This window comes from Clostridium sp. K13 (genome assembly GCF_019734195.1).
In the GTDB taxonomy this organism is placed as follows: domain Bacteria; phylum Bacillota; class Clostridia; order Clostridiales; family Clostridiaceae; genus Clostridium.
In genome coordinates this window covers 1-11,110 of the sequence record NZ_JAASHM010000063.1, presented here as the reverse complement: position 1 = coordinate 11,110, position 11,110 = coordinate 1, and the positions used below count along the sequence as shown (strand labels likewise).

General features: G+C 28.0%; 12 protein-coding genes and 1 tRNA gene. 1 reads left to right on the top strand and 12 read right to left on the bottom strand.

Annotated elements, in window-relative coordinates; translation table 11 throughout:
• Nucleotides 1-91: 91 nt before the first annotated feature.
• The 11 genes from HCG76_RS18375 to HCG76_RS18325 form a co-directional block, all read right to left on the bottom strand.
• Entirely contained in the window at nucleotides 92-1,552 is a 1,461-nt protein-coding gene (locus tag HCG76_RS18375; protein ID WP_221701704.1) for an NADP-dependent glyceraldehyde-3-phosphate dehydrogenase, read from the bottom strand.
• A 163-nt stretch (nucleotides 1,553-1,715) separates the two neighbouring features.
• A complete protein-coding gene (locus HCG76_RS18370; RefSeq protein ID WP_221701705.1) occupies nucleotides 1,716-4,154 on the bottom strand; it encodes an ATP-dependent Clp protease ATP-binding subunit in 2,439 nt (812 codons plus the stop codon).
• A 114-nt stretch (nucleotides 4,155-4,268) separates the two neighbouring features.
• Nucleotides 4,269-4,724 (bottom strand): CtsR family transcriptional regulator, encoded by a 456-nt coding sequence (locus HCG76_RS18365; protein WP_221701706.1) that lies wholly within the window; start codon nucleotides 4,722-4,724, stop codon nucleotides 4,269-4,271.
• A 247-nt stretch (nucleotides 4,725-4,971) separates the two neighbouring features.
• Nucleotides 4,972-5,142 (bottom strand): DUF362 domain-containing protein, encoded by a 171-nt coding sequence (locus HCG76_RS18360; protein WP_195468517.1) that lies wholly within the window; start codon nucleotides 5,140-5,142, stop codon nucleotides 4,972-4,974.
• A 111-nt stretch (nucleotides 5,143-5,253) separates the two neighbouring features.
• Nucleotides 5,254-5,457 carry a heavy-metal-associated domain-containing protein gene (locus HCG76_RS18355; RefSeq protein WP_221701707.1) on the bottom strand — a complete coding sequence of 68 codons (204 nt, stop codon included), beginning with the start codon at nucleotides 5,455-5,457 and terminating at the stop codon, nucleotides 5,254-5,256.
• Between the two features lie 12 nt (nucleotides 5,458-5,469).
• Nucleotides 5,470-6,375, bottom strand: coding sequence for a PSP1 domain-containing protein (locus HCG76_RS18350; RefSeq protein WP_221701708.1), 906 nt, complete (start codon nucleotides 6,373-6,375; stop codon nucleotides 5,470-5,472).
• Between the two features lie 2 nt (nucleotides 6,376-6,377).
• Nucleotides 6,378-7,310, bottom strand: a complete 933-nt coding sequence (locus HCG76_RS18345) for a DNA polymerase III subunit delta' (RefSeq protein ID WP_221701709.1) — start codon at nucleotides 7,308-7,310, stop codon at nucleotides 6,378-6,380.
• Nucleotides 7,311-7,334: 24 nt separating this feature from the next.
• On the bottom strand, nucleotides 7,335-7,670 hold the full coding sequence (locus HCG76_RS18340; protein ID WP_221701710.1) for a cyclic-di-AMP receptor: 336 nt from the start codon (nucleotides 7,668-7,670) through the stop codon (nucleotides 7,335-7,337).
• A gap of 348 nt (nucleotides 7,671-8,018) precedes the next feature.
• The gene (locus HCG76_RS18335) at nucleotides 8,019-8,696 is read right to left on the bottom strand and encodes a dTMP kinase (protein WP_221701711.1); all 678 of its coding nucleotides are present in this window, start codon (nucleotides 8,694-8,696) and stop codon (nucleotides 8,019-8,021) included.
• A 33-nt stretch (nucleotides 8,697-8,729) separates the two neighbouring features.
• Nucleotides 8,730-8,957 carry a sigma factor G inhibitor Gin gene (locus HCG76_RS18330; RefSeq protein WP_221701712.1) on the bottom strand — a complete coding sequence of 76 codons (228 nt, stop codon included), beginning with the start codon at nucleotides 8,955-8,957 and terminating at the stop codon, nucleotides 8,730-8,732.
• 183 nt (nucleotides 8,958-9,140) lie between these two features.
• On the bottom strand, nucleotides 9,141-9,623 hold the full coding sequence (locus tag HCG76_RS18325; RefSeq protein ID WP_221701713.1) for a hypothetical protein: 483 nt from the start codon (nucleotides 9,621-9,623) through the stop codon (nucleotides 9,141-9,143).
• A 226-nt stretch (nucleotides 9,624-9,849) separates the two neighbouring features.
• Here HCG76_RS18325 and HCG76_RS18320 point away from each other — a divergent pair, with 226 nt between their 5' ends.
• A complete protein-coding gene (locus tag HCG76_RS18320) occupies nucleotides 9,850-10,794 on the top strand; it encodes a magnesium transporter CorA family protein (RefSeq protein ID WP_221701714.1) in 945 nt (314 codons plus the stop codon).
• A gap of 161 nt (nucleotides 10,795-10,955) precedes the next feature.
• Here HCG76_RS18320 and HCG76_RS18315 read toward each other — a convergent pair.
• Nucleotides 10,956-11,030 (bottom strand) — tRNA-Cys (locus HCG76_RS18315).
• Between the last annotated feature and the right edge of the window lie 80 nt (nucleotides 11,031-11,110).

Below are 11,110 nucleotides of genomic sequence, written 5' to 3'. Positions count from 1 at the left end.
GAATTTTAAATTTTATCCACAACTAATAATAGAAAAACCCTCTGTTTTTAAACAGGGGGTTTTTCAACAAACTGAAAAGTAAGGTATAACCTTACTTTTTTAAATTTAATATAACTCCTTTTATTCTTGTCATTGCTTCAATAGAATATTTTATACCTTGTACTCCTATACCAGATGACTTAACTCCTAAGAAAGGAAAATGATCTGGTCCTCTTTCAGTCTTATTATTTATTTGCACTGCTCCTACTTCTAATTTATCAGCTACGTAAAAAGCATTATCTAAATTATTAGTAAAGACTGATGATTGTAATCCATATTGTGATTGATTAGCTATTCTTATTGCTTCATCTTTATCTTTTACTCGTATTATTGGCAATACTGGCCCAAAAGGTTCATCCCAAGCTAATCTCATATCAGTTGTAACATAATCAAATAAGGTTGGATAAATAATATTCTTCTCACGTTTTCCACCTACTATCAAGTGAGCTCCTTTATTTCTAGCATCTTCTATAATATCCCATACAAAATCGGCAGCTTTTTCATCTATGAGTGGAACTATTGAAACATCTTGATTATTAGGATTACCAACTTTAAGTTTTTCTACTAACCCTTTTATTTTTTCTACTAATTCATCAGCTATACATTCTTCTACTAATACTCTTTTTACCGCCGTACATCTTTGTCCTGAATAAGAATATGCACCATCTACTATATTTTTTGCAGCTAAATCTAAATCTGCATCCCCTAAAACTATAGCAGCATCCTTTCCTCCAAGCTCCATTAATAATGGAACCATACTAGTTATTTTAGCTATTCTCATTCCAACTTCACTACTTCCTGTAAAATTTATAAAATCTATAGCAGGATGAGTAACTATATAATCTCCTATTTCACTTCCTTTTCCTGTAATAGTATTTAATACACCATCTGGTATACCTGCCTCTTGAAATATTTTAGCCAAATATAAACCACATAAACTTCCTTGAGTCGCAGGTTTTAAAACTACAGTATTACCGGCTACTAAAGCCGGTGCAATTTTAGATGCAGCTAAATTTATCGGATAATTAAATGGAGAGATTGCTAAAACTACACCTACTGGTTCTCTTACAACAATAGATAATTTCTTTTTATCAAATCCCGGGAAATTATCACTCTGAATACTTTCTCCATAGATACCTTTTGATGTATCAGCTGTAAACCTAATAAAATCTGCTGTTCTATTAATTTCTGACTCTACGCTCTTTCTATCCTTAGCAATTTCACGAATTAAAATATCACTTAAATCAACTATACGCTCTTGTAATAAATCTGCAGCCTTATATAATATTCTTGCTCTTTCATTAATAGGAGTTTCCTTCCATTTTTCTCTAGCATTAACTGCAATCTGTATAACTTCATCAACTTCTTCTCTTGTCATTGCGGGTACTTTTCCTACTATTTCTTGATTAATAGGTGATCTAATTTCAATAAATTCCTTACTTTTACTATTACACCATTGTCCATTAATAAGATTGCGAAACTTTCTTTCTTCTCCTACTAAATTGCTAAACATATTTTCACTCCTATTCTATAAGTATTTTTTTTATTTTTCCCTTCTAAATAGGTATTTATTAAATTACCTTTTATTTTTTAGCAAAAAAGGACTATTAAATTTAAGACCAAACTTCAGTCTTTAAATTTAACAATCCTTTTTACTATTAATACTTTATTAACTTCTATCTGTGTGAAAAAATTAATCCTTCATCTTTACATTCAACCCTTAATTTATCACCAACTTTAATTTCACCTTTTAATAGTTCATCACTTAATTTATCCACTATTTCTCTATTTATTATTCCCCTTAACGGTCTAGCTCCAAAGTCTAAATTCTTATTTTTAGTAACTAAGAATTTATTTAAATCCTCATCATAAATTAAATCAATATTTTTTTCTTTTAATCTATTGATAGTATCTTTTAGCATTATATTTACTATTTCCAATGTATCTTCTTCCTTGAGTTGGTTAAATACTATAGTATCATCTACTCTATTTAAAAATTCTGGCTTAAATGCTGTTTTTAATTCCTCTAATACTATTTCCTTAATTTTTTCATATTCTGCTTGTGTTGAATTTGATGCAGTATCAAATCCAACTCTTCTTTGTGTCTTTATTTTTTGAGCTCCTACATTTGAGGTCATAATAACTATTGTATTTTTAAAATCTATAGTTTTACCTTTTCCATCTGTTAATCTTCCATCTTCCATTATTTGAAGTAAAATATTAAATACATCTGGATGTGCTTTTTCAATTTCATCCAATAACACAACTGAATATGGCTTCCTTCTTACAGCTTCTGATAATTGCCCTCCTTCTTCATATCCTACATATCCTGGAGGAGCTCCAATTAATCTTGAAACAGAATGCTTTTCCATATACTCCGACATATCTATTCTAATTAAATTGCTTACTTTTCCAAACATAACTTCTGCTAAAACATTGCAAAGTTCTGTTTTACCAACTCCAGTAGGTCCGCAAAAAATAAAAGTTCCAATAGGCCTATTAGGGTTTTTAAGCCCTACTCTAGCTCTCTTTACAGCCCTTGTTAATGCTTTTATAGCTTCTTCTTGCCCAACAACTCTTTTTCTTAATGTTTCTTCTAAATTTAATAGCTTATCAGATTCCTTTTGCGTTAATCTTGCTACTGGAACCTTAGTCCAAATTGCTACTACTTTTGCAATATCATCTTCATCAACAATTTGTACTTCAGTACAACTATGAGTTCTCCATTCATTTTTAATTTTTTCAAACTCTTCTCTTAGTTGTTTTTCCTTATCTCTTAAATTTGCAGCCTTTTCAAAATCTTGATTTCTTATAGTATCTTCCTTTTCATTTATAATCTTTTCAATATCTAGTTCCTTTTGCTTAATTTCTGGTGGAAGAGTTAATCTTGAAATCCTAACCTTAGCAGCTGCTTCATCAATTAAATCAATTGCTTTATCTGGCATATATCTATCACTTATATATCTATCTGCTAAATCAACAGCCATATACAAAGCTGAATCGGTAATTTTAACCTTATGGTGAGATTCATATTTATCTCTTAACCCAAATAAAATATTTAAAGTCTCTTCCTTAGTTGGTGGTTCTACATTTACTGTTTGAAATCTTCTTTCTAAAGCTGCATCTTTTTCTATATGCTTTCTATATTCATCTATTGTTGTGGCACCAATACACTTTATTTCTCCTCTTGCTAATGCTGGTTTTAATATATTAGAGGCATCTATAGCGCCTTCTGCGCCTCCAGCACCAACTATAGTATGAATTTCATCTATGAAAATTATTATATCTTCTTCATTTTTTAATTCATTCATTACCTTTTTTAGACGCTCTTCAAACTCACCTCTATACTTAGCACCTGCAATCATTGATGTAATATCTAATATTAAAAGCCTCTTATCCCTTAGACTTTCTGGTGCATCCCCAGATACTATTTTTTGAGCTAATCCTTCTATTATAGCGGTTTTACCAACGCCTGGCTCACCTATTAGGCAAGGATTATTCTTTATTCTTCTACATAAGATTTCTAAAACCCTTTGTGTTTCTTCATCTCTTCCTATAACTGGATCTAACTTACCTTCACTTGCGCTTTGTGTTAAATCTCTACTATATTGATCTAAAGCTGGTGTTTTATTTTGTTTTTTCTCTTTTGGGATGGATTTTTTATTCTCTCTAAGTTCATTTCCAGATATATATTTATCTAACTCTTGCTTAAGTGTACTTAAATCTACTTTACCACTTGTTAAAATAGTATAAGCAACACCCTCACCTTCATTAACAAGGGCCATCAATATATGTTCTGGATTTATAAAACTATGCCCATACTTTCTTGCTATATCTAAACTATCATCAAATAATCTCTTAGCCCTTGGAGTTAATAACATCTCTCCATTAGAAACCTCATCATCTCCAAATCCTAAATAATCTTCAGTCATCTTTCTTACTTTTTCAATAGTAACTCCTTTACCCGATAAAAGTTGACCTGCATATCCATTTTCCTTTAATATTCCCAATAAAACATGTTCAGTTCCAATATACCCATGTTTAAAATTTTGAGACTCTTGTTGTGCTTCTACTAAAACAACTTGTGCTCTTTCTGTAAACCTCCCAAAAATCATAGTGTCACCTCCAAATATAATTTAATATAGATTGCTATACAAATTATTATTAAATTGTGTAAATATGATCCAACCCTCTTTACCATAATTATTTTCTTATATCTATTATAATTATTATGATAAAATAACCATTATGATACCCTTAAGTATTTCTGCTCTTAGCTTATTTTTATCTTCAGCAGCTGATAATGTTCTCTCATTTATAGACATCTTAATAATTTCAAACTCTCTTTTAGTTATTATATTAGTGTCATATAAGTGTTGGATTAATAATACTGCCCCATTATAAGTTAGACTATTTCCTATAGCTTTATTTATTGCATCTAATTTTTTATCTTTACTATTATATTCTACTCTTTTGATTATTATATATCCGCCTCCACCCCTTCTACTTTCAATTAAATATCCTTTTTCAGTTGTAAATCTTGTTGTTAATACATAATTAATTTGAGATGGCGCACAATTAAACTTATCAGCTAATTCATTTCTTTGAATAACTACCTCCTTATTTTTCTCGTCTTCTATCATGTCATTAATAAACTGTGCTATTATATCTGAAATTCTTGCCACAATTTCACCTTCCTAAACGTACTTTGACCTTATTTGACTTTAATTATATATAATTTTTTTTTTAATGTCTATGTAATAATTATTTTATTTTAGGTAAATATACTATTGTATGTTAGACTAATAATAATTGCTATTACTACCTCCTATTGTATCCGAATTTATTTTTTCTTAAACCCTCCGCAATTATTACAAGCTAAATATTTTTACATAAAAAAAGAGCCGTCAAATTGACGACTCTAAAATTTTATTAAGCTTCAGCTGGAGCTCCTACTGGGCAAACATTTGCACAGTTTCCACAATCGATACATGTATCTGCATCAATAACGAATTGAGTATCCCCTTGGCTTATAGCGTTAACTGGACATTCTGCTGCGCAAGCACCACAGTTAACACATGAATCATTAATTGAATATGCCATTAAAAACACCTCCCCCATGTATTTAATTAATACAAATATTATTTTATCATACTAATTTTTCTTTTTAAAGGGAAAGTTAAAGTGCCTTTCTTTTAATAAACATATTCTTAATTAAATTACCATATACCCAGCATTCTCAATAGAAGCTATTATCTCATATATAGCTACACTTAAGCTATCATATACTAAATTAACCTCTTTTTTATTTAAATTAATTTCACACGCAAGAATACCATTATAATTACTAACCAGACTTTTAATTTTAATAATATCTTCATAGTTAGTTAAATTATAAATTCTAACTAGTGATTTCATTAAATTTCCTCCTTAGTTACCCTTTATAAGATTTTTAATTAACTTTCTATCTTCTTCTGATTCTATTTCTAATTTTATATCATCATCATCTATAGAATCCTCATAATGCCCCTTTATAAGTTCAACATTTTCTATTTTAAACTCTTCTAGAACTTCTTCTTCACCTTTTTTAAGTTTAACCTTAACACTTTCTTTAACTGTATTATTTGAGAATACTTCTCCAGTTCCTTCGCTAGTCTTAACAATTGATCCTACCTTAGGCATTCTCTTTCTAATATCTTCATAAGTGCTTTGTTCATAATTTAAACAACACATTAATCTTCCACATATTCCTGATATCTTTGTTGGATTAAGAGATAGATTTTGCTCCTTCGCCATTTTTATAGAAACAGATGCAAAATCGCCTAAAAATGTTGAACAGCACATTGGTCTTCCACAAGGTCCAAGTCCTCCAAGCATTTTAGCCTCATCTCTCACTCCAATTTGTCTTAATTCGATACGAGTCTTAAATATTGTCGCTAAATCTTTAACCAACTCTCTAAAATCAACTCTTCCATCAGCTGTAAAATAAAAAATTACTTTATTATTATCGAATGTATACTCTACATCTATAAGCTTCATTGTTAATCCATGTTCTTGAATTTTTTTCAAACAAATATCAAATGCATCTTTTTCTTTATCTTTATTTTTAAAATGCTTATTTATATCCTCATCAGTTGCTATTCTTAAAACACTTTTTAAAGGTGCAACTATATCATTTTCACTTATTTCTTTTATTCCAATTACACATTCCCCAAATTCTATACCTCTTGCTGTTTCAACAACTACGTAAGTATCTTTTTGTATATTCATATCAACTGGATCAAAATAATATATTTTCCCAGCTTTTTTAAATCTAACCCCGACTACTTTTATCATTATTAACCCTCCATAAAGCCCATTAACATTACTCGTAACGTCATTGCCCAACTAACATTACTCTTAATATTTCTTCTTGCTTCTTCTATAGTCATTATCATGTTATTTAGCTTTCTAAAGGACATTTCTTTAGTAAGCTCATTTATGTCATCAATTTTATCACCATTTATAATAAAATTCTTATTTTCAACTTCCTTATGTATTAAAATATCCCTTATAAATCCCCCTAGAATATTTAATACTTCTTCCTTATTATCCTTTAACCCAATAAAATTTTCTTCATGTTGTAATATAATCTCAACATTATTTTTATTTAAATCTCTTATTAATTCTATTATCTTACTTCTAAGTTCTTTTAAATTATTATCATTAAAATATCTATCTACTCTTCCTGGAATTCCCTCACTAAATGCTATAGCTGATTTTATATCATTTTCATTAAAATCGAATTTTTTAATTCTTATATATTCATATAATTCTTCCTTAGTTAAAGGAGTTAACTTATAAATTTCACATCTAGATTTTATAGTATCTAAAATTAATTCCAAGCTTTCACATAATATTATTATGTGAACTCCTATCGGCGGCTCTTCTATAGTTTTTAAAAGTGCATTTTGAGCTTGAATAGTTAATTTATTTCCTTCATGTATTATAATTACCTTCTTTTCTCCCTCAAAAGGCTTTTTTGATACTTCTTCAATTATATTTCTTACATCATCTACTCCAAAGGATGCTTTACTACTACTATAATTTATAATATCAACGTATTCTCTATCAAGTTCGCCATTTAATATTAACTTAGCTAATATATTAGCTAAGTTACTTTTTCCTATTCCATCTTCTCCTGCTATGAGGTGAGCATGAGAAAGAGTATTATTCATACATCTATCTTTAAAATTATTAATCAAAGTCTCATATCCTATAAATTTTCTCACACCATCACCTCCTTATTAACTTACTTATACCTTGTAAAATTGATCAACATCTAAAACAAATACTGTAGCTCCTCCAACTTCAACTTCAATTGGATAAGGCATATACATTCCTGAGCCACTTCCAATAGTGCTTGGAGTAGGTGCAGAAACCATTTCTCTTCTTCTCTTACACACATCTTCTATTACTTTAACTACTTCTTTAACTACTTCCTTTTCAACCCCTATCATTAAAGTCGTATTACCTGATTTTAAAAAACCTCCAGTTGTAGCTAACTTAGTTACCCTAAAATTTTTATCAGTAAGCTCTTCAATTAAGTCTATAGCATCATCATCTTGAACTATAGCTAATACCAACTTCATACCACATACCTCCACTAACAAGCTAATAATTTATTCTCTTATATTTTATCATAAATACATAATAATTTACTAAATTTTCTCTTTAAATAATTTATTATATGAAAATTTATATTCATATTCTACTACTATTATAATTAAAATTAATATAAGTTTAACTAACTACAAAATAATTATTAACTTTAATATTATTAATTATTTTCGCTATAGCTTAATAAATATTTATTTTTTACTATTTTTAAATAAATATACAAAGAATAATTTTCTTTATTTAAAATTAAAAAAAGTTATTTAAAATTAAGATTATTTTATATATTAAATAATCCAACTTCAAACAACTCTTATTTAATACTATATATAATTTTTTATCTTATCATAAATCTCATTATTTATATCTTCTATAGATCTTAGCTTACCGCTATTACAACATTTTACAATTTTCCAATTATATTTATCTGCAACATATAATGAATTGTTATATGAATTAATTAAGTACTCTTTATTACTTTCATGTATATCCTTATCTTCTTCCCCAGTAAATTTATTCATTCTATTTTTCATAAGCTCCTGGCTTACTTCAGGCTCAACATCTAAAAATATTACTTCATCTGGTGTTGGAATACCGTATATATTAAATTCTAAGTCATATAACCACTCAAGGAATTTCTCCTTTTCAGGGCTCTCTATCTTAGCTGCTTGATGTACCATATTAGAAGTTGTATACCTGTCACTAATTATTATTCCTCCACTATTATAAAACTCACCCCATTTAGTTTTGTATGAAGCATATCTATCTGCAGCATAAAAAGTGGACGATACATAAGGACTTACGTCATTAGGATTCTTTCCGAAATCTCCATTTAAATACATTTTTACAAGAGCTGAAGAATCACTTTCATAATCTGGGAAAGTAATTTTCATACATTTCTTACCTTCACTAATTAATCTTTCATATAATCTTTCAGATTGGGTTGCTTTTCCGCTAGCATCTGAACCTGATTCTATAATTATTAATTTTCCTTTACCCATCCTTGTTCTTCCTTTCACTTTCAAATACAATTATTAATCCGAATCTTTTAAATTTGAAATCCTTGATGCTATAGCTTTCATTAATTTATTTTTTACATTTTCATATTCATCGCTACTCACATCAATAATATTCATTCTTTGTACACATTCTTCACAAATAAAGTTATTCATTATTTGAATTCCACTTTCTTTGTTTTCTTTCTCACATATTATACAATATTTTTTATCATCTCTCCATATATCTTTATTACTAATATCCATATACTCTCCTCCCTTTATTTACTAATTCTGTCCCATTACTTATTATCTATACTTAAAATCACTCAGTATTTTTATAAAAATTTAACACATACTACTATAATATAAAGCTTATATTAATTATTTGCTTACTTAAACAATAAAAGATGAGATGGTTATTCGCCATCTCATCTTTTATTGTTTACTCTATATTGAATGCTTTATACGATCTATTAAAACATCACTAGGCTCAAATATAAATTTATATATTTTCCCTTGCTTTTTATATATACATAAAAACTTTTTATTTCTATCAAATTTTCTAATATAATGTCTACTACATTTACATTTATTATATTCTTTAGGGACATTAGCTTTTTCTCCAATATAAATTATATCCTTTATCTTTAAACTCTCAACATTTTCTTCTACTTTACTATTTATTTTATTAATTATTAGCTTGTCCGATATAACACAATACTTATATGCCATGTTGCATTTCCTAGTTTCCTTAATTAAAACTATTAGTGTCAATATAACTAAAATAACTTCTATACCTATTTCTTCAGTAATGCTTTTTCCAAAAGTCATCTTAGAAAACTGATATATGTATAGCGCTACAGTAATTGTTAATAATGATATAATTATTGCAACTGTTTTTTTACCTTCTTTAATTTCCTTATGCATCATTGAAACTCCTCTAAATACCTATATTATTTCTCATGACAATATTTTGATTATACTAACTTTCTAAAGCTAATTACAAACCTTGAATTTTGGATTATTAGTTTATCTTGTCCATTATTCAATAAATATATTGGAATATCTTTATTAATCTAACTATTAAGCATTATTATTAGCTTATTGTGTTATAATCTAAATATATATTTCATTTATTGATAGCGAGGTAACATTTATGATTCAAATATACAAAAGTGTAAGTGAAACAAATTCATCACTGAAAGTTTTAGATAGTATTGAAAATGGATGTTGGATAAACATAGTTGCTCCTTCTGAAGAAGAGCTAATTTTAATTTCCAAAAAAACAGGAGTACCCTTAAGCTTTTTAAGAGCACCCCTAGATGATGAAGAAACTTCTAGAATTGATTTTGAAGATGGATTTACATTAGTTGTAGTTGATATTCCATTTACTGAAATGGAGGATAATTCTTTAACTTATGATACATATCCACTTGCAATTATTCATTCTGAAAAAGAAATAATAACTATCTGTCTAAAAAATAGTAGAATAATAACTGATTTTATTAATGGTAGAGTAAAATCATTCTTTTCCTTTAAAAAATCAAGATTTATTCTTCAAATATTAAATAGAATATCTACATATTATTTGCTATATCTTAGACAAATTGATAAAAAAAGTGTAATGATTGAAAAAAGACTCCATAAATCTATGAAAAATAGAGAATTAATACAATTACATTCTCTAGAAAAGTCTCTTGTTTATTTCTCTACATCTCTTAAAGCTAATGAAATAACACTTGAAAAAATGTTGAAATTAGAAATAATGCAAAAATATAAAGATGATCAAGATGTTCTAGAAGATGTAATAATAGAAAATAAACAGGCCATAGAAATGACTGATATTTATAGCAATATCTTATCTAGTACTATGGACTTTTTTGCTTCTGTTATATCTAATAATCTTAATATAGTAATGAAGGTATTAGCATCTGTTACTATATTAATGGCTATACCAACTATTATAGGTGGTATATTTGGTATGAACGTTGCATTGCCACTACAAAACAATCCTAATGGATTTGAAATTATTATATTTCTTACAATACTTTTAACTGGAGTAACTGCATTTATTCTATATAAAAAAGATATGTTTAGCTAAAACATAAAAAATATCCACAACTATATTAAATTTTGTTGTGGATATTTTTCATTTATATGTGAATAACTTTTATTTTTAATATTATTATCTTTAAAAATTTACAAAATAAAATTTAAAAATTTGCAAAATAAAAAACCTACAAGTAAACTTGTAGGTTTTTTTGGAGGCGCCACCCAGATTTGAACTGGGGAATAAAGGTTTTGCAGACCTCTGCCTTACCACTTGGCTATGGCGCCATACCTGGTGGCTCGACCAGGAATCGAACCAGGGACACGAGGATTTTCAGTCCTCTGCTCTACCGACTGAGCTATCGAGC

Excerpts from the sequence above, each read along its gene's own strand:
- HCG76_RS18375 (WP_221701704.1), bottom strand. The coding sequence starts at position 1,552 with ATGTTTAGCAATTTAGTAGGAGAAGAAAGAAAGTTTCGCAATCTTATT.
- HCG76_RS18370 (WP_221701705.1), bottom strand. The coding sequence starts at position 4,154 with ATGATTTTTGGGAGGTTTACAGAAAGAGCACAAGTTGTTTTAGTAGAA.
- HCG76_RS18360 (WP_195468517.1), bottom strand. The coding sequence starts at position 5,142 with ATGGCATATTCAATTAATGATTCATGTGTTAACTGTGGTGCTTGCGCA.
- HCG76_RS18355 (WP_221701707.1), bottom strand. The coding sequence starts at position 5,457 with ATGAAATCACTAGTTAGAATTTATAATTTAACTAACTATGAAGATATT.
- HCG76_RS18350 (WP_221701708.1), bottom strand. The coding sequence starts at position 6,375 with ATGATAAAAGTAGTCGGGGTTAGATTTAAAAAAGCTGGGAAAATATAT.
- HCG76_RS18340 (WP_221701710.1), bottom strand. The coding sequence starts at position 7,670 with ATGAAGTTGGTATTAGCTATAGTTCAAGATGATGATGCTATAGACTTA.
- HCG76_RS18335 (WP_221701711.1), bottom strand. The coding sequence starts at position 8,696 with ATGGGTAAAGGAAAATTAATAATTATAGAATCAGGTTCAGATGCTAGC.
- HCG76_RS18330 (WP_221701712.1), bottom strand. The coding sequence starts at position 8,957 with ATGGATATTAGTAATAAAGATATATGGAGAGATGATAAAAAATATTGT.
- HCG76_RS18325 (WP_221701713.1), bottom strand. The coding sequence starts at position 9,623 with ATGATGCATAAGGAAATTAAAGAAGGTAAAAAAACAGTTGCAATAATT.
- HCG76_RS18320 (WP_221701714.1), top strand. The coding sequence starts at position 9,850 with ATGATTCAAATATACAAAAGTGTAAGTGAAACAAATTCATCACTGAAA.